The 19,180-nt window shown below is 64.2% G+C and carries 15 protein-coding genes; 3 read left to right on the forward strand and 12 right to left on the reverse strand.

The annotated features are described in order from the left end of the window. Positions 1-6 precede the first annotated feature (6 nt). The 5 genes from ACED18_RS10435 to ACED18_RS10455 form a co-directional block, all read right to left on the reverse strand. Positions 7-2,319, reverse strand: coding sequence for a bifunctional salicylyl-CoA 5-hydroxylase/oxidoreductase (locus ACED18_RS10435; protein WP_377291794.1), 2,313 nt, complete (start codon positions 2,317-2,319; stop codon positions 7-9). A gap of 189 nt (positions 2,320-2,508) precedes the next feature. Then, a complete protein-coding gene (locus ACED18_RS10440; protein ID WP_377291796.1) occupies positions 2,509-3,747 on the reverse strand; it encodes a styrene monooxygenase/indole monooxygenase family protein in 1,239 nt (412 codons plus the stop codon). Positions 3,748-3,771: 24 nt separating this feature from the next. After that, on the reverse strand, positions 3,772-4,671 hold the full coding sequence (locus ACED18_RS10445; RefSeq protein ID WP_377291798.1) for a transporter: 900 nt from the start codon (positions 4,669-4,671) through the stop codon (positions 3,772-3,774). Between the two features lie 34 nt (positions 4,672-4,705). Beyond that, complete coding sequence (locus ACED18_RS10450) at positions 4,706-5,491, reverse strand: SDR family oxidoreductase (protein ID WP_377291800.1); 786 nt, start codon at positions 5,489-5,491, stop codon at positions 4,706-4,708. 112 nt (positions 5,492-5,603) lie between these two features. After that, the gene (locus ACED18_RS10455; RefSeq protein WP_377291802.1) at positions 5,604-6,110 is read right to left on the reverse strand and encodes a flavin reductase family protein; all 507 of its coding nucleotides are present in this window, start codon (positions 6,108-6,110) and stop codon (positions 5,604-5,606) included. A 167-nt stretch (positions 6,111-6,277) separates the two neighbouring features. Between ACED18_RS10455 and ACED18_RS10460 the strand changes: the two genes are divergently transcribed. The 3 genes from ACED18_RS10460 (at position 6,278) to ACED18_RS10470 (ending at position 11,209) form a co-directional block, all read left to right on the forward strand. Continuing rightward, complete coding sequence (locus ACED18_RS10460) at positions 6,278-7,264, forward strand: AraC family transcriptional regulator (RefSeq protein WP_377291804.1); 987 nt, start codon at positions 6,278-6,280, stop codon at positions 7,262-7,264. Positions 7,265-7,491: 227 nt separating this feature from the next. Beyond that, entirely contained in the window at positions 7,492-9,645 is a 2,154-nt protein-coding gene (locus tag ACED18_RS10465) for a thiamine pyrophosphate-dependent enzyme (RefSeq protein WP_377291806.1), read from the forward strand. Between the two features lie 13 nt (positions 9,646-9,658). Next, positions 9,659-11,209, forward strand: coding sequence for an indolepyruvate oxidoreductase subunit beta family protein (locus tag ACED18_RS10470; protein ID WP_377291808.1), 1,551 nt, complete (start codon positions 9,659-9,661; stop codon positions 11,207-11,209). Positions 11,210-11,339: 130 nt separating this feature from the next. Here ACED18_RS10470 and ACED18_RS10475 read toward each other — a convergent pair whose 3' ends face one another. The 7 genes from ACED18_RS10475 to ACED18_RS10505 form a co-directional block, all read right to left on the reverse strand. Beyond that, positions 11,340-12,728 (reverse strand): methyl-accepting chemotaxis protein, encoded by a 1,389-nt coding sequence (locus ACED18_RS10475; RefSeq protein ID WP_377291810.1) that lies wholly within the window; start codon positions 12,726-12,728, stop codon positions 11,340-11,342. A 108-nt stretch (positions 12,729-12,836) separates the two neighbouring features. Next, positions 12,837-13,343 (reverse strand): MarR family winged helix-turn-helix transcriptional regulator, encoded by a 507-nt coding sequence (locus ACED18_RS10480; protein ID WP_377291812.1) that lies wholly within the window; start codon positions 13,341-13,343, stop codon positions 12,837-12,839. Between the two features lie 11 nt (positions 13,344-13,354). Next, positions 13,355-14,944: a phytoene desaturase family protein gene (locus ACED18_RS10485; protein ID WP_377291814.1), complete on the reverse strand. Its 1,590-nt coding sequence runs from the start codon at positions 14,942-14,944 to the stop codon at positions 13,355-13,357. Positions 14,945-15,182: 238 nt separating this feature from the next. After that, entirely contained in the window at positions 15,183-15,968 is a 786-nt protein-coding gene (locus ACED18_RS10490; protein WP_377291816.1) for a cyclase family protein, read from the reverse strand. A gap of 426 nt (positions 15,969-16,394) precedes the next feature. Then, positions 16,395-17,471, reverse strand: coding sequence for a helix-turn-helix transcriptional regulator (locus ACED18_RS10495; protein ID WP_377291818.1), 1,077 nt, complete (start codon positions 17,469-17,471; stop codon positions 16,395-16,397). A gap of 89 nt (positions 17,472-17,560) precedes the next feature. Further along, positions 17,561-17,872: a hypothetical protein gene (locus ACED18_RS10500; protein ID WP_377291820.1), complete on the reverse strand. Its 312-nt coding sequence runs from the start codon at positions 17,870-17,872 to the stop codon at positions 17,561-17,563. 128 nt (positions 17,873-18,000) lie between these two features. Then, complete coding sequence (locus ACED18_RS10505) at positions 18,001-19,128, reverse strand: ABC transporter ATP-binding protein (RefSeq protein ID WP_377291822.1); 1,128 nt, start codon at positions 19,126-19,128, stop codon at positions 18,001-18,003. Between the last annotated feature and the right edge of the window lie 52 nt (positions 19,129-19,180).

The raw sequence follows: 19,180 nt of genomic DNA on the forward strand, positions 1-19,180 counted from the left end.
GCGGCCTCACCGCGCCTGGGCGGCGCGTTCGAGATTGGCCTCGAACTGGCCCTTGCCGGAGATGTACTGCTTCGGCCAGGGCACGCTCTTCAGCCCGATCTTCGCCGCCTCGTGCAGCACCCAGGCGGGGTCGGCAAGATGCGGGCGCGCCACGGCGCAGAGATCGGCACGCCCGGCGGCGATGATCGAATTGGCGTGGTCGGCCTCCGAAATCGCGCCCACCGCGATGGTCGGAATGCCGATCTCGTTGCGGATCTTGTCGGAGAAGGGCGTCTGGAACAGGCGGCCATAGACCGGCTTCTCCTCCTTCCAGACCTGACCGGACGAGCAGTCGATGAGGTCGGCGCCGGCATCCTTGAACATCTGCGCGAAGATCGCCGCATCCTCCGGCGTGTTTCCGCCTTCGGTCCAGTCGTGGCAGGACAGGCGCACCGAGATCGGCCTGTCCTCGGGCCAGGCGGCGCGCACGGCGGCGAAGACCTCCAGCGGATAGCGCGCCCGGTTTTCGTAGGAGCCGCCATATTCGTCCTCGCGCCGGTTGGTCAGCGGCGAGAGGAAGGAGGACAGCAGATAGCCATGGGCGGCGTGGAATTCCAGCCAGTCGGCGCCCACGGCCGCCGCGCGCTTCGTGGCGGCAACGAAATCGGCCTTGACGCGGTCCATGTCGGCGCGGTCCATCGCCTTCGGCACCGGGCTGTGCTTGAGATAGGGCAGTGCCGAAGCCGAGAGCAGCGACCATCCGCCCGCCTCCAGCGGCTGGTCGATGCCGTCCCAGGCGCGCTTCGTCGATCCCTTGCGGCCGGCATGGCCGAGCTGGATGCCGACCTTTGCGGCGCTGTTGGCATGGACGAAATCCACGAAGCGCTTCCAGCCGGCCATCTGTTCGTCGTTCCACAGCCCCAGGCAACCGGGCGTGATGCGCGCATCCGGCGACACGCAGGTCATCTCGGCGAAGACGAGACCGGCACCGCCCAGCGCGCGGGCACCGAGATGCACCATGTGGAAATCGTCAAAGAGGCCGTCGGTCGCCGAATACATGGCCATGGGCGAGACGACGATGCGGTTGGCAAGCGTCGTGCCGCGCACCGTATAGGGCGTGAACATCGGCGGCAGGCAGCGCGCATTCTCGGTCACGGCAAGACCGGACTGGCGGGCGAACCAGTGCTCGTAGCCTTCCAGCCAGGTCTTGTCGCGCAGGCGCAGGTTTTCGTGGCTGATGCGCTGCGAGCGGGTCAGCATGGAATACATGAACTGCTCGGGCGGCAAGGTATCGGCATAGCGGTCGCCGACCACCTCGAACCATTCCATGGCGTTGCGGGCCGCATTCTGGATGCGGGCGACATCGACGCGGCGGATGTCCTCATAGGTCTTCAGCACGTCGGCGATGGCGTCCTTGCCGTGGCCGGCCTTGTTGAACTGGTTGGCCAGCTCGATCGCATCATCGATGGCGAGCTTGGTGCCGGAGCCGATGGCGAAATGGGCGGTGTGGGCGGCATCGCCCATCAGCACGACATGGGAGTTGCCGTTGAAATGGCTCCACTTGCCGCAGATGAGCCGCGAGAAGTTGAGCCAGGCCGAGCCGACCAGATGCCGGGCATTGGTCATCAGCTCCGCGCCTTCGAGCGTCTCGGCAAAGAGCGACTGGCAGAAATCGATCGATTCCTGCTGGCTCATCTGCCCGAGCCCATGGGCCTCATAGGCCTTCTCGGTGGTCTCGACGATGAAGGTCGAGGTCGTCTCGTCGAACTTGTAGATATGCGCCTGGAACCAGCCGTGATCGGTCTTGCGGAAATCGAAGGTGAAGGCGTCGAAGAGCTTCTTCGTGCCGAGCCAGATGTAGCGGTTCGGGCGCACCACCAGATCGGGCTCGAAGATCTCAGCATATTTGCGGCGGATCTTCGAATTCAGGCCATCGGAGGCGATGACGAGGTCGGCATCCGGGAAATCGAGGTCGCTGTCGACGTCGGTCTCGAATGTCAGCGCGACGCCCAGCGCCTCGCAGCGTGCCTGCAGGATGTTGAGCAGCTTCTTGCGGCCGATGCCCACGAAGCCGTGGCCGGAGGTGCGCTGCCGGGTGCCCTTGAAGAGCACCTCGATATCGTCCCAGTGGTTGAAGGCCTGGCGGATCTCGTCGGCGCTCTCGCGGTCCCAGACCTGCATGGAGGCCATGGTCTGGTCGGAAAAGACCACGCCCCAGCCGAAGGTGTCATAGGGGCGGTTGCGCTCGACAACGGTGATCTCATGCTCCGGATGGAGCTTCTTCATCAGGAGCGCGAAATAGAGGCCGGCCGGGCCGCCACCGATACAGACGATGCGCATGTTCTCGTTCCCTTCAGTCCCAAATTATTTTAAACTTAAAGTATCTGCCGATCCTTTAAGCGTCAAGGAAAAAATGACGCCGCGAACCGGATTTCCTGCGGCACCCGAAACCGCCGACGAGCGCGCCCCGAAAGCAGAAACGGGCCGCGTCGAAACGCGGCCCGCGGGAAAACGCCCGGGAGGATCGGATCAGGCCGCAAGCTTCTCGAGATAGGCGTCGGCCTCCTCCGGCACGGCGAACCAGGGGAAGAAGTCGAGCGGATTGTTGAAGCCGTTGGCGATGCGGCGGGCGAGATCCGGATAGGCCTGGGCCGAGCCCATGATGTTCAGCACATGCGGCGGCGGCGGCAGGAGCAGCGCATTGGTCCAGCCGACGACGAACTGGGCGTAATTCCAGTAGGCCTCGAAGGTCGCCTGCTTGAAGGCATCGTCAAACGGCCGGTCGCCATGGGCGAGGATGGCGTCGAGATAGCATTTGGCCGCCTTCGACGCATTGTTGGAGCCCTGGCCCGTAATGGGATCGTTGAGGCAGACGGCATCGGCAAGACCGAGGACGGTCGCGCCCGACGGCAGCCGGCCGATCGGCTTGCGCACGGTCGGCGCAAAGGCACCGGCCAGACGCCCGTTGTCGTCGGTGAGCGCGATATCGCGGCAGCGCTCGGCTTCCCAAGGCAGGAAGGTGTCGATCACCCACTTCGACTTTTCCAGATGCGCCTCCGGCGTGGTCGCGTCCTTCCAGCAGTCCATGGGACCGCCCGGCAGGCCTTCGAACACCATGATGTCGCAAGGCCCCGTCGTCGTCAGCGCCGGGAAGGTGAAGTACTCGCCGACACCCGGAATGAGGTTGAAGTTGACCGCCGAGTGATCCGGGCGCGCCGCCATGCCCGTCACATAGGTCAGCGCCAGCGCACGCTGCGGCTTGTCGAAGGCGGAGCGTTCGGCGTCGCGCTCGAACATCTTGGCGATCTCGCCCTTGCCGGCCGCGACGATGACGAGGTCGCTCGCCTTCGCATAGCCTTCCAGATCCTCGATGCCGGCATCATGGATGGTCATTCGGCCGCCGCGCCGTTCGAATTCGCCCATCCAGAAGGGGATCTTGACGCGCTGGTCGACGCTCTGGGCCGGCTTGTCGAGCTTGCCGTTCCACTCGATCGCCTTGTTGCCGGAGCCATCGGGCGCCGGAACGGTGAAGTTGATGGAATCGACCGTGGGACACGTCTCGCCCCAGAAATCGAGGCCGAGGTCGCGCTCGTTCTGCAGGGCGATGTCGAACATGCACTGGCTGGACATGACGCGTCCCTTGGCGATGTCCTCGGCCGTGCGGTTCTGCACCACCTCGACCTGATGGCCGGCCGCCAGAAGGCCGCAAGCGAGCTGGAGGCCGGACTGGCCGCCGCCGACAATGGTGAATGTGCGTGTCTTCGTCATTGTGCTTCCCTTCCCTTTTGATGATCAGAACAGTTTCAGCAGTCGCACCTGGGCGACGAAATTCTGCTTGAAGCCGCCCTCGCCGCCGATATCCGTGCCGACCATGCCCTGCAGCTGCACGTCCGGCAGGACGAAGGTGTTGGCGAAGAGGCGCAGCTGGTCGGCGCGGGTTTTCAGCCCGGTCTTCACGCCGTTGACCTCGCCCGCACCGCCGAAGAAGCCGGCATAGCCGAAGGACACCGAGGTCTTCTGGTCGAACTGGTAGCGCAGATAGGCCTGCACCTCGGACGAGGGCTTGCGCGAGATCTCGCGGCCGCTTTCGCTATGGTCGAGCTGGATCGCGACATCGGCGAAGGCATCGAGGAAGAAGCCGTTGCCGAGGCCCTGCTGGAGGCCGACCTGCGGGGTGAAGGTCCAGGTGCCGGAGCCGAGGCTGACGCGGTTCACGTCATAGGCGCCGGTGGGGGCCGTCACGAAGGTGCTGAAGCCGAGCGTCGTGCCGGTCGGGTCGCTGGAATGGATCGGGAAGACTGTGGCGCCGAGCGTCAGGTCGCCGAAGCCGTCGTCGATCGGCTGATCCACGCCGCCGATGCGCGCGTCGATCTTGCCGAAGGGCAGGATGGCATGGAACAGCACCGGCACGCCGCCGATCTCGTCGTAATGAAGGGCGCGCAGCAGGCCGACATGGGTCGTCAGCTCCGAATTCGGAATGTCGCCCACACCATCGACGTTCAGCGTGTCGCTCTTGCCGAAGTTGTAATAGAGCAGGCCGATATTGGTGCCGGCCGGCAGCACGCCGTAGTCACCCGGCGAAACATCGATCGCGGCGGCCGGCTGCGCGGCCAGCAGAGCGCTCCCCAGCGCAAGCCCTGCGGCGACGGAGGCCAGCCGTCCCTTCTTTCCTGTCATCTTCAGTGCGGTCATCGGTTCCCCTCTTTGTTCTCGACCGTCGGAAATCTCAGTCCAGGAGCCGCGGAATGGCGGGCTCGTTGCGCTCCGGCCCCATGGCCGTGTAGCCGCCATCGACGCGGATATCCGTGCCGGTGATGAAGCTGGCGGCATCCGACAGCAGGAAGGCGACGGCCTCGGCCACTTCCTCCGGCCCGCCGGTGCGGCCGAGCAGGTGGAAGTCGGCGGCCACCGAATCGGCCTTGGCGCGGGTGTTCTTCGTCAGCTCGACCATGACATTGCTCCACGTCCAGCCGGGCGAGACGGCGTTGACGCGGATGCCGTCCGGGGCGAGATCCATGGCCTGGTTGCGGGTCAATTGCAGGATCGCCGCCTTGGAGACCGGGTAGACCCAGCGGCCCGTCTGGGCGACGCGCGACGAGATCGAGCCGAAATTGACGATGGCGCCCCTGTTCTTCGAAAGATGCGGGCGGGCGGCCTGCATGAGGGCGATGGAGCCGAGCACGTTGATGTCGAAGGCCTTCAGCCAGTCGGCGCGGGTCGTCTCGGCGCCGTTGTCGAGATAGGTGCAGGCGACGTTGACGAGAAAGTCGAGCCGTCCCGTCGTCTCCACGGTCTTTTCCATGAGCGCTGCGATATCGGCATCGCTCGTCACGTCGGTGCGGATGAAGCTGACGGCGTCCCCGGCCCGGCCGGCAGCGGCCGTGCCCGCCTCTTCGTTGATGTCGGCGATGACGGTCGTCACGCCATAGCCCGCAAGCACGCTCGCAACGGTCTCGCCGATCAGCGTCGCGCCGCCGGAAACGATCGCAGTTTTCCCCTGAAGTCCACGCATGGCGTGTCTCCCTCTCTTGATGTCGATGATGTCGGTTAAGCCTGTCGGCTGTCGGATCGGCCCGAAGACCGGAGCCGGCCTTCGGAACGCACGATGCGCATGCTCATGGGCGTCAGGCAGCGGCCTGCGGCGCGCTCGTCGTCGTCAGGAAGGCGCCGTTGCCGTAGATCAGCGGGCTGTCGTCCTCGGGCGTCACATGCGTCTTCGTCACGCGGCCGATGAGGATCAGATGCGTGCCGAATTCCTTGACCTCGGCCAGCGCGCATTCGAAGGAGACGCAGGTGCCGGCAAGGACCGGCGCGCCGCCGGCGCCGTGCTGCCAGTCGCCGGCCGCGAAGCGGTCCTCGCGGGCAAGGCCGGCGCGGCCGGCAAAGACTTCCGCCACCGCCTGCTGCTCGTGGGCGAGCACATTGACGGCAAAGACGCCGCTGGCTTCGACGACGGCGGCAACCGAGCTTGCCCGGTTGACGCAGGCCACCAGCGACGGCGGATCGGTGGAGAGCGAGCAGACGGCGGTTGCCGTCAGGCCGCAGCGGCGGCCGTCCTGGTCGATGGAGGTTACGATGGTCACACCGCCGGCGAGCTTGCGCATTCCGGCGCGAAATTCTTCGCTGCCCATGTTTTCGTTCCCTTTGCGAATGTACTTGGCATTCGTTTTATGTTTAAACTTTCGGTGATGTTCCGGCGAACAGGACGTTCCGGCAATCCATTTTGCGCAGGGCCTTGTCCATATTCGGCAACAGGCGGTCTGAAACCCCGGTTTTGTCCCTTTCCGGCGAGGGTGCGATGATCGATGACCAGAGCCTGCGGACCACGGCCACCTGCCGTGTCGATACACGCGATCTCGATGTGGCGCGAAAGGCGGTCGGCGAGATCTTCTGTCCGCATTTCCTGACGGCCGAGAAATCCTCGCTCGACCGCTTCCACGCCCGCCACCATGTCAGCACCGGCCAAGGCTATTCGGCCAATCTCGTCTCCTATGGCGCGGCGGTGGAGATCGATCCGGGCGAACTTTCGCGCTTCTTTCTGTTGCAGATCCCGACCAGGGGCGCGGCCGAGGTGCGCTGCGGCGGGACGGATGTGGAGAGCGCCGCCCTTACCAGCGCCTCCCTGCTCTCGCCCACCCTGTCCACCCGCATGCGCTGGGAAGAGGGCTGCGAACAACTGATCCTACTGGTGGAGCGGGCGCCCGTCGAGCACTTCGTGGAGACCATGACGCATGGGGCCGGCGGGCCGGTGGAGTTCGATCCGCGCATCGACCTCACCACCCCGGTCGGCCGGGGCCTCGTCCATCACGCCAGCCTGATGGTTGCGGCCACGCTGCCGGGTGCGGGCTTTGCGCCGGCCTACATGGCCATGCTGCGCGACGGGCTGACGAGCCTGCTGCTCACCGGCTTTCGCCACAACCGCATGGACGCGCTCGCACGCCCGCAGGCCGACAGCGGCCCCGCCGCCGTGCGCAGGGCCGACGACTTCATCCGCGACCATGCCGCCGATGCGATCACCGCCGGCGATATCGCGGCCGCAGCCGGCGTGCCGCTGCGCACGCTGCAGGAAAGCTTTCGCAAGGCGCGCGGCATGACGCTGATCGAAGCCCTTCAGGCCGTCCGGCTGGAAAAGCTGCGCGCCGCCCTCTTGGCGGGCGGGCCGGAAACGAGCGTTTCCGACGCCGTCTTCGCCGCCGGTCTCGGCCATCTCGGCCGCGCGGCGGCGGCCTATCGCGACCGCTACGGCGAAAGCCCGCTTCAGACGCTGCGCCGCGCCCGCGGCTGACCGGTCCGCCCGGCCGAAGGCCCGTCGCCCGCCTCCCCGCCTCCGCCGGGCGGGAGGGGATATCCCCTTTCCGCCTTCCCCCTTTCCCTGCCGCAAACGCCCGGATTTCAGGGACTGCCACGTGTTCCGGAAAGTATTTTAGACTTAAACTTTCATCTTGACAGACGGCAAAATCCAGAAATATGATTTTGCATATAAACCACGCTCAATCACAAGGGGAGCCAACAATGGCAGAGCGGTCGTTTGCACGGGAAGTGGAGGATCTGAAGCTCGGCGCAGGCGAGATCTTCAGCGGCGAAGGCATCCTCGCCATCACCAAGGCCCTGCTTCAATCCGGCGTATCCTATGTCGGCGGCTATCAGGGCTCGCCGATCTCCCACCTCATGGACGTTCTGGCCGACGCCAGGGACGTGATGGAGGATCTGGGCGTTCATTTCGAATCCTCGGCTTCGGAAGCGGCCGCGGCCGCCATGCTGTCGGCCTCCGTCATGTATCCCGTGCGTGGCGCGGTGACGTGGAAATCGACGGCCGGCACCAATGTCGCCTCCGACGCGCTCTCCAACCTCGCATCCGGCGGTGTCACGGGCGGCGCGCTCGTCATCATCGGCGAGGATTACGGCGAGGGCTCCTCCATCATGCAGGAGCGCAGCCACGCCTTTGCGATGAAATCGCAGATGTGGCTGATGACGCCGCGCCCCAATCTGACGGCCATCGTGGATGCGGTCGAAAAGGGCTTCGAACTTTCCGAGGCATCCAACACGCCGGTCATGCTGCAGGTCGGCATCCGCTCCTGCCATGTGCACGGCCAGTTCGTCGCCAAAGACAACAGGCGCCCCGCCTTCACGCTCCGGGAAGCGCTGGAAAACCCGGTGCGCGACCTCAACCGCATCGTGCTGCCGCCCGCCTCCTTCCTGCACGAGAAGGAAAAGCTGGAAAAGCGCTGGCCGGCCGCCGTCCAGTTCGTCAAGGACAACAGGCTCAACGAATATTTCGGCCCGTCCGAAGGCGAGGTCGGGCTGATCCTCCAGGGCGGGCTCTACAACAGCACGCTGCGCGCCCTCCAGCACCTCGGCCTTGCCGATGTCTACGGCAACAGCCGCCTGCCGATCTACGTCATGAACGTCTCCTATCCGCTCATCGATGACGAGATCGTCGCGTTCGCGGCCGGCAAGACGGCGGTGCTGATGATCGAGGAAGGCGCGCCCGAATATATCGAGCAGGCGCTGCACACGCTGATGCGCCGGCGCGACATCCAGACCCGCATTTCGGGCAAGGACGTGCTGCCCATGGGCGGGGAATACACGACCCCCGTGCTCATCAAGGGCCTGACCGGCTTCCTCGAAGCCAATGCCGCCCATCTCCTCGGCAACCGCCCGCCGGTGCCGGACCCCTCCACGGTTCTGGCCGACGAACGCGTCAAGGCGCTGGCCGAGGTGGTGCCGGCGCGGCCCGCCGGCTTCTGCACCGGCTGTCCGGAGCGGCCGATCTTCGCGGCCATGAAGCTGGTCGAAAAGGAACTCGGCCCCCACCACGTTTCCGCCGATATCGGCTGCCACCTCTTCTCCATCCTGCCGCCCTTCAACATTGGCGGCACGACCATGGGCTACGGCCTCGGCCCGGCCTCGGCCTCGGCTTTCAACGTCGATGCGAAGAAGCGCTCGATCTCGGTCATGGGCGATGGCGGCTTCTGGCACAATGGCCTTGCCACCTCCGTCGGCAATGCCGTCTTCAACAAGCAGGACGGTGTCACGATCATCGTCGACAACTTCTATTCCTCCGCCACCGGCGGCCAGGACGTGCTCTCCTCGCGCGCCATCAATCCGCGCCGCAAGACCAACAATTCCATCGTCAATGCCGTGAAGGGCATCGGCGCCACCTGGGTCAGGCAGATCGACCGCACCTATGACGTCGCCCGGATGCGCGACACGCTGAAGGAAGCGCTGACGACGGACGAGAAGGGTCCGAAGATCATCGTCGCCTCCTCCGAATGCATGCTGAACAAGCAGCGCCGCGTGAAGCCGCAATTTGCCAAGGACGTGAAGGCCGGCAAGCGCATGGTGAAGGAGCGTTTCGGCGTGGACGAGGATGTCTGCACCGGCGATCACGCCTGCATTCGCCTCTCCGGCTGTCCCTCGCTCTCCGTCAAGCACACGGATGATCCGCTCAAGGACGATCCGGTGGCGGCCATCGACAATTCCTGCGTCGGCTGCGGCAACTGCGGCGAGGTGTCGGAAGCGGCCGTGCTCTGCCCCTCCTTCTACCGCGCCGATGTCATCCACAATCCGACCCGGCTCGACAGGGCGCTCTACCGCCTGCGCGGCGCCGTGATCGGCTGGCTGCAGACGCGCCGCGCCAGCCGCCGCATCACCTTTGCCGCGTAAGGGGAGACGATCCATGAACATGATGCAGACCTTCCCCGCCGCGACGCTTTCCACCGACAGGCCGCTCTCCATCGCCATTCTCGCCATGGGCGGCCAGGGCGGCGGGGTTCTCGCCGACTGGATCGTGGCGCTCGCCGAAAACCAGGGCTTCGTGGCGCAGACCACCTCCGTGCCGGGCGTCGCCCAGCGCACCGGCGCCACCATCTACTATCTCGAACTCATCAAGGCCCGGCCCGGCGAGACGCCGGTGCTTTCCCTGATGCCGACGCCCGGCGACGTGGACATCGTCATCGCCGCCGAGCTGATGGAGGCCGGCCGCTCGGTGATCCGCGGCCTCGTGACGCCGGAAAAGACGCTGCTGATCGCCTCCACCCACCGCTCCTTTGCCGTGGGCGAGAAGGAAAAGCCGGGCGACGGCATCGGCAACCCCGAAGTCGTGGTCAGCGCCACGGATTTCGCCGCGAAGAAGACCATCGCCTTCGACATGGATACGCTCGCCACCCGCAATGGCAGCGTCGTCTCCTCCGCCCTCTTCGGCGCGCTGGCGGCCTCGAAGGCGCTGCCCTTCTCCCGCGAGGCCTTCGAAGCCACCATCAAGGCCGGCGGCAAGGGCATCGAGGCGAGCCTGAAAGCCTTCGGCGCGGCCTATGACCGGGCCGGCAAGGGCGAGAACGACAGGCTGAGCGCCACGCCGAAGAAGCGGCTGGACGCCCTTCCGGACAAGGCCGGCCATCCCGTGCTCGACCGGCTGCTCTCCCGCATCCGCGCAGAATTCCCGGCCGATGCCCATGCCATGCTGTTTGCCGGCGTGAAGACGCTGACGGAATTCCAGGATCCGGCCTATGCCGACGACTATCTCACCCGCGTCAAGGCGCTGCATGAGGCCGACCGCGCCCATGGCGGAGCGGAGAAGGATTTCGCCTTCACGGTGCAGGCGGCGAAATATGTGGCGATCGCCATGGCCTATGACGACGTGATCCGTGTTGCCGACCTGAAGACGCGCGGCACCCGCTTCGAGCGCGTGAAGAAGGAGGTGGGCGTGAAGGCCGGGCAGCTGCTCTACACGACCGAATACATGCATCCGCGCATGGAGGAGGTCTGCGGCACGCTGCCGAAGGCGCTGGGGCAATGGATCGAGGCAAGCCCCCGCCTCTTCGCCTTCCTCAACCGCCGCATCGACAAGGGCCGGCGTGTTAGAACCAACACGCTCTTCTGGTTTGCCGGCCTCTATACGGTCTCCGCACTGCGCCGCTTCCGCCGCGGCTCGCTGCGCCACCACGTGGAAATGCGCCACATGGAGGCGTGGATCGCTACCGCCCGCACCGTGCTGCCCGACAATTACGACCTCGCCGTGGAAGTGCTCGGCAACCGGCGTCTGGTGAAGGGCTATTCCGACACCCACAGCCGCGGCCTGTCGAAATTCGACCGCGTCATGTCCGCCCTGCCGCTGCTGAAGGGCCGCGAGGACGGTGCCGCCTGGATGAAGCGGCTGCGGCAGGCAGCGCTCCTCGACGAACAGGGCATCGCGCTCGATGGCGCCCTGAAGACGGTCGCGACGCTCTAACCCAGAGGCGGCACAGGCGGGGCGGACACTGCGCCCCCCTGTTGCCTCTCCCATCGAACGAAAAGGGCGGACCTGCCACATGCCGGTCCGCCCTTTTGTGTTCTCAAATCCGGTCTGGCCTCCCTTGCCCTCACGCCGCGCGGCGGCGGGCGTTGCCGGTGTCGTGTCCGGTGCGGAAGGCCTGCAGTTTGCGGGCGATCTCCATCATTTCGTCCATCATGGCGTTAGAGGCGGCGGCTGTTTCCTCGACCATGGCCGCGTTCTTCTGCGTGGCCTGATCGACCTGGGTGATCACCGCATCGATCTCGCGCAGTGCTGCTTCCTGGTCGCTGGCGGAGCGCTCGATGGTGGCGACGGAGCCACCGACATTGGAGATGTGGGCGGAGATCCGGCCGAGCGCCGAGCCGGTCTGGTTGACGAGGCCGACGCCGTTTTCGACGAGCTGGCTGGAGGTGGTGATGAGGGCGCGGATTTCGCGGGCAGCGGCGGCGGAGCGCTGGGCGAGTTCACGCACTTCCTGCGCAACGACGGCAAAGCCCTTGCCCGCCTCGCCGGCACGCGCGGCCTCGACGCCTGCATTCAGTGCCAGAAGGTTGGTCTGGAAGGCGATTTCGTCGATGACGCCGATGATCTTGGCGATCTCGCTCGAGGAGCTGTCGATGGCCTGCATGGCGGAAATCGCCTTTTCCACAATCGCGTGACCTTCGCTGCTATCGGTGCTGGCAAAGTCGATGGTGCGCTTGGCCGCGCGGGCCGCGGAGGTCGTCTCCGTGACCGTGCTGACGATATGGGAGAGCGCGCCGGCAGCCTCCTCGATGCTGGCCGCCTGTCGCTCGGTGCGGCCGGCAAGATCCGACGAGGCAGCGCCGATTTCGCGGCAGCGATGGAGCACGGCGGAAGCTGCGCCCGAGACTTCGCTGACGAGCGTGCGCAACTGCTCGGTGGCCTGATTGAAGTTCTGGCGCAGGCTTTCCGATTTGGCGGAGAACTGCCGTTCGATCTGGAAGGTGAGGTCGCCATCCGCAAGGGTGGTCAGGCCTTTCGCAAGCTCGCCGATGGAGAAGGCGTCTTCTTCAGCCTCGCGCGCACGCTCGCTCTGACGGAGTCTTTCCAGATCGCGCAGGCGCACCATCTCGGTTATATCCTGCCAGACGAAGATCAGAAGGGTCTCGTCCGCCCGGTTCCAGCGCATCAGGGTCACCATCACCGCAAAGCGGCTGTCGTCGGCACGGCGGATTTCCCATTCAAACCGCGAATGCCCGTCCGTCATCGCCGCCTGAATGTATCGCTGCGCCAGTAGATCCGACCGTTCGCCGCCAAACTGAAGTTCGGGCGAGAAATCCGGCGGCGACAGGCCCATCAGCTTTTCCGCCGGCTGGCGCATGATGGTGCTGAAGGCCTTGTTGAAGGCGATCACCCGACCCTCGCGGATCACGCAATACGCATCAGGCGAACTTTCGAAAACGAAAGCGGACAGTTCCTGGCGAAAATCGTCTTTCGGTCGGCTGAATCCGAACATGGCCTTATCTCCAAGCGAAATACGGGCCGAAAGTTAACGTTAATCATTTAAGCGTCGATTAATTGACATCCCCTCAATCGCGGGCCTGCACCCGTTCGAAGGCGGTCTTCAGATCTCGTGCCGGCGGATATTGCGCAGGATCTTGTGCAGGGTGGCGAGAAACGCTTGCTGCTCATCCTCGCCGATGCCGCTGAACATGCGGGTAAGATCGCCATACATGATCGGCCAGATGCCCTCGAACACCGCACGCCCCTCGGCCGTGATCGTCACGTCGCGGACGCGCATGTCGTCAGGGCGCGGCGTGCGCAGGATAAGCCCCTGTTCTTCGAGAGAATCCACCGTTCGGCTCATGGTGGATTGCTCCGTGACCGCGAGCACGGAAAGTTCGTTGATGGTCAGCGAACTGGAAACGTTGAGCACGGCGAGCGCCCGCATCTTGCTCGTCGTCATGTCGCGGGCCTTGAGGTCTTCGGCGAGATTGGCGTTCCAGCGCGCCATGATGCGGTTCATCACATAAGGCGCGAAGCTGTTCAGCCCGATTTCGCCGAGAGCGGGGATGCGCCCGTCCTGCGCATCCGCCGCGGCGGCAGACTCGCCAGCAACACCTTTCTGCATACCGACACTCCTCACTTCAGCGTCGAGCCCAGGAGATAGCCGGAACCACCGGCAAGGCCCGGACCCGGATGGGTCGAGGCGCCGATATGATAGAGCCCGGACACGTGCGTCCTGTGATTAACCGTCGTCTTGAAGGGGCGCCAGACGAAAAACTGATCGAGGCCGCAGAAACCGCCATAGGGGTCGCCACCGACGAGGTTGACGTTCATGGCTGCGAGATCAGCCGGCGAATAGGCGCGGCGCGCCAGCGCGATCTCGTCGAAATTCTCGATGTGCCGCCGCAGCATCGCCTCGACCCGATCGGCAAAGGCCTCGCGCAGCCCCTCCGTCCACCGACCATCGGAGGGGCAGTCGAGGAGGCCGGCGGCATCGCCCTTGATGATGCGGGGCGTATCGGGCAGTTGCAGCCACAAAATGCCTGCGCCTTCCGGCGCCCGGCTCGGATCGAGGGCGGTCGGCTGTCCGACGCAGACGGTGGGCTCGGCAGGCAGCAGGCCGCGTTCGGCCTCGTTGGCCGAGCGGGAGACGCCGTCAAGGCCGGGGGTGAGATGCAGGAGCGCCACCTTTGACAGATCCTCACCGCTGCGCCAGCGCGGCGGTGCCTTCAGCGCATAGTGGATCTGCATGTTGCCCTTGCCGTAGCGGTAGCGCGACAGCCCTTCGATAATGTCGGCCGGCCGGGGCACGGCTGCGCCGGCCAGCAGGCGCTCGTAAAGCTGGTGCGGCGTGACGGAGGCAATGACGCCGCTTGCGGCCGTCAGCCGCCGGCCGGAGGCGAGCGTGACGCCCGTGGCGCGGCCGCCGGCATCGACCGTGATAGCCTCGACATCCGCGCCCGTCAGGATTTCGCCGCCCTGATCGCGGATCAGCCGCTCGAAAGCGGTCAGCAGGTTTGCCGCCCCGCCCTTTACGATCGGGCAGCCGGCCGCCTCGATGGCAAAGCCGATGACGCGCACCATTTCGGCGGAATAGGCGCTTTCCGGACCGAGACCACAATGCAGCGCCCAGGGCGCGAAGAGGGCGCGCACCTCTTCGGAGCGGTAGGTGGCTTCCAGATAGTTGCGGGCCGGCGAAAGCGCCTCGCCGAGGAAGGCAACGAGGCCGCGAAGTCCCTTCTTCCAGGCCTCCCGCGCCATCATCTTCGCCGTTGCAAACGACCAGAGATTGCCGCCGAGAAGGCCGAAGACGAAGCCTGCATTGCCGGCGAAACGGCCCATCTCCCGATCAAAGGCCTGGCCGTCGCCGGCCGAAAGGGTGTCGAAATGCGCGATGTTTCGGGCCCTGTCCATGGCAAGAATCGCGTTGCTGCCATCGGGTCTGAGAACTCCGGTCGGCAGGCCGGCATGGCAGAATTCAAGCCCGCGCGCCTCCAGGTCCTTGCCGATCGCCCCAAAGGCGGGCGAGGTGAGGAAGAGCACCATGGTGGTGGCCATCACATCATGGCGATAGCCGGGAAGCGTGATCTCCTCCGTGCGCAGGCAACCGCCGATCGCGGCATTGCGCTCGAGAAGAACGACCTTCCGTCCCTTCTTGCCGAGAAGGGCGGCGGCGACCAGCGCATTAATGCCGCTGCCGACAATGATGTAGTCCGCATCTGCCATGGATCTCTCCCGCGAGAAAAAGTCTGCCAACGTCCGAACGGCCAAGGGCGGTGACGCCGTGTGTTGAGACATGCGCCACTCTGTCCGCCGTCATGGTCGGCGCGACCCGACCATCCAAGCGCTGTCGATACCGTTCGGAAATGGATACCCGGGTCGGGCCCGAGGATGACGGCCGGGATGGAACGGCGCATCTGCCGGTAAGCGCAGCCATGATCCCATGGCCGCGACCTGCCGGACCTCAGGCGATCAGGGCAAGCGCGCGCACTGGCGAGCCCGTTCCCTTGACGAGCTTGAGCGGTGCGGCGATCAGGATCGCGCCTTTCGCCGGCAGCTTGTCGAGATGGCAAAGGCTGGCGAGGCCATATCTGTTGGCCTTGTGCATGAGGTTATGGGCGGGGAATGGCGGGGTCATGCCGCCGGCCGAACCCGCATCCGTGCCGATCGTCTCCTGGCCCCAGCCGATGATGCCCTTGGACAGCAGATATTCGATTGCTTCTGCGGTCGGCCCCGGCGAATGCGGGCCGTTCTCGTCGGCATTGAGGAAGGTTTCGGTGGAGCCGTTTCGCTTGTACCAGTCAGTGCGAAGCAGAACCCAGGTGCCGGGCTCGATCGCACCATGCTCGGCTTCCCATTCCTTGATGCTCTCGACGGTCAGCAGATAGTCGGGATCGGCCGCAGCCTCCTTGGATCGGTCGATGACGTTGACGGGCGCTACGAAATTCTGCGGCGGGATGGTGTCGGTGGTGTTTTCCGGGTTTTCCTTGCCGGTGATCCAGTGCGAGGGCGCATCGAAATGCGTGCCGGTATGCTCGCCCAGTTCCAGCCAGTTCCACGCCCAGAAGGGACCATCCTTATCATAAGCCGAGATGGTGTGAACCTTCACCTTCGGCGTGTTCTTGCCGAACTGCGGCGGGAGATAGAGCACCGGCGTATCCGGCCCAAGCGGCGCGGTCAGATCCACGACCTTGACCGAACCGGAGAGAAGCCCCTGAGCGAGGCCCGAAATGATAGCTGCGTCTGTCATGCACGTTCCCCTTTTTGTGGCCCCTTGACCGGCAGCAAGATCCTTGCCGGATCGGTTCTGGAGCGTTGAATGATGGAAGCGTAAGAGCAAAAATATGAATGCGCAAGGATTTTCTTTAAGCTTCAATTATATGCTGGAAAGGGCGTGCCTTTGTAAAAAATGCCAGGCATTTCCATCCCTGACGCCCCCCGCCGCTGCTGTCTCCGACAACTTGGCTTGCAGGACGTAACGCCATACAGAAACACAAAAAATGCTATTGCAGATAATCGCAGTTACCCGTCTCGCCAAAAGCACGCTGAGCACATACTGGCCCACGCATTTTCAAACGAAGTCTTATCGACGGCCAGCCTTGGCTTTTCGCGGTCGGGATCGACAGTTGATGGATGAATGGAGAGCCGGCGAAACTGCCAAGCGGTGTACTCACACTCAGAATGTCAGGCCTGACAGCAATCGGACGAGATCCGATTGGCGGGTGACACCGGTTTTCAGGTAGACGCGTTTTAAGTATGTTCGGACGCTTTCCAGCGTCAGGCCCAGATTTCGGCCCGCATCAGCAGGAGAGAAGCCCTTTGCGATCTCGCGTGCGACACGCGCTTCCGATCCAGTGAGATCAAAAAGGCCAGATAGAACGTTAAGGTCCGGCTCGCCAACCTTGCCAACAGGAACAGCGATGATCAGTGCCCGGGAGCGTCCAAAAAGATCGCGCGCCGATCGCCGAACAGGTGCGATGTGAAGGACGTAGGGGGTGTTTCCGGGTGTGCCCGGTATGGGTATCGACAGCACCCCCGGCCCCGCCTGCGTACTCAACGCCTCAAGGCAGGACATCAAAAGCGCCTGTGTGGCAGCATCCTTGAAGGCTGGACGATCAAAAGCACCAATCCGGAATCGGGCGTCGAGACCCTCATATTCGGCATTTGCAGCCAGTACACGACCGTCGTCACCAATCACCGCAGCAGCCAGCTTTAGCGCCGACAGCGCGGCCGTGATGGTCTCAGCCTCCTTGCGAGCCAGTCGGGCAGTCAGGAAGAAGGCGCGTGCCAGATCTCCTCTGAGGCTATTCATCAGCGCCAGGTGATCCTTTTGGAAGGGGCCTTTTTCAGTCTGTCGCGACAGATCGAAAACAAGGGTTTGCCCGGACGGCTCGGCGATGACCTCACCCATGCTCCATTTCAAGCCTAAGTGTTGAGTGATCTGAAGATAGATCGGATCAACCTCGATCTCTGCTTCACTGAGTACATCGATGTCGCGCAGAAAGGCGAACGGTTGGCGCGCGACATGGCGGCGGATTCGCTCGTTGCTCCCCGCAAGTCCAGATACCAGGAAAGCTTCCATCTCCGCCAAGTAAGCCGGCGAGATCATTCGCACATGGCCGAATGTCGACGAAATCGAAGAGATTGCAAAGTAAGCGGCGTCAACAAGGGCCGCGACACGGTCACAAGCGGCGGGCCACAAATGAGGATCAACGGCCGCTTCGTAGATGGCATCGGTGATCTCTTCGAGCATATCCCTTCACTGGAACGGTCGGACGAAATGATAAAAGGCCAGGACAGCGTGTGTAATACGCTATCCTGGCCAATATTCATTAGCAAGTCCTACTGCAATGTCAGCGTGGCTTTTGCCGTGCCCCTGCCCTTGTAGAACGCAGAAGCCGTTTTCGGCCCTGTTCGCGTCAGCGCAACTGAGTAGTCAGAACCAAAGGAGAGCGTTTTGTCCTTCACCTTCGTCGTGCCGGCGCTCTGCGCCGCACCGTTGAAATAATAGGCCACCACCTTGTCATTCTTGATCTTGATCAGCGCTGAGGACTTTCCTCCCCATTTGCCAGACCAACTCCCGTCCCAATCACCAGCATGCGCGGGCTGAACGATTGCAAGCAGAAACGCCGAGGCACAGAGCAATTTTTTCATGAAAACCTCCAGATGAACAGAACCGGTCGTCGGGACACAAAGAACATGCCCTTATGTATTAGATACAGCGTTGGTTCGCATCGCTATCCCAGTTCCGGGACGGTAACATCCCATCAGGATGGTGGTGTTCAAGCAGCCGTGACGGTGTCGGGCATGGCCTGGATGCGCCAGTCCATGCGGCGTTCGAAGGCGATGCCCTCGGCGTCGAAGAGGTGGCAGTCGGCGGCGCGGATGCCGGTGGCCATGGCCTGCTCCACGCGAACGGGCGCCGAGCCGGAGAGCAGCGCGCAATAGGGCTCGCCCGTCGGCAGGTTGGCATAGGCGACCGTGTTGACGCCGAGGCGCTCGATCACCGAGGGCGTGACAACGATCGTCATGTCGCCGTCGCCAAGGATGAGGTGTTCCGGACGGATGCCGAGCGTCAGCGTCTGGCCGACCATGCCGGGGCGGGATGCGACGGGAAGCTGGATCGACTGGCCCTGATAGGAGACCGTGACGCCGTCCGGCGTCTCGGCCACGCAGTTGACGGGAAGGAAATTCATCTTGGGATTGCCGATGAAGCCCGCGACGAACAGGTTCTGCGGCTTGTGATAAAGCTCCAGCGGTGCGCCCACCTGCGCGATGTTGCCGGCATTCAGCACCACGATCCGGTCCGCCATCGTCAGCGCCTCGACCTGGTCGTGGGTGACATAGATCATGGTCGCCTTGAGGTCGCGGTGCAGCTTCGTCAGCTCGATGCGCATGTCGGCGCGCAGCGCGGCGTCGAGGTTGGAAAGCGGCTCGTCGAAGAGGAAGATCTTCGGCTCGCGCACGATGGCCCGGCCGATCGCCACGCGCTGTCGCTGGCCGCCCGAGAGCATGCCGGGGCGCTGCTCGAGACGCTTGTCGAGCTGCAGGATCTTCGCCACGCCCTCGACCTTCTCGCGGATGCGTGCTTCCGGCATCTTTTCCACGCGCAGCGGAAAGGCGATGTTCTCGAAGACGCTCATGTGCGGATAAAGCGCGTAGGACTGGAACACCATGGCGATGCCGCGTTCCACCGGCGGCTTGTCGTTGACCCTGACGCCGTCGATGAGGATGTCGCCGCCCGTCGTCGAATCCAGACCCGCGATCATGCGCAGGAGCGTGGACTTGCCGCAGCCGGACGGGCCGACGAAGACGATGAATTCGCCATTGCCCACGTCGAGCTGGATGTTTTTCAGCACCTGGAAATCGGCATAGGATTTCCGAACGTCTTTGAGAGAGAGCTGTCCCACGGGGGTCTCCGGTCGCCGAAGCGGGCGGCTTGATGGTCTTGTCATGTGAGAG

It is taken from the genome of Rhizobium sp. SG2393, assembly GCF_042610495.1.
Taxonomy (GTDB): Bacteria; Pseudomonadota; Alphaproteobacteria; order Rhizobiales; family Rhizobiaceae; genus RU20A.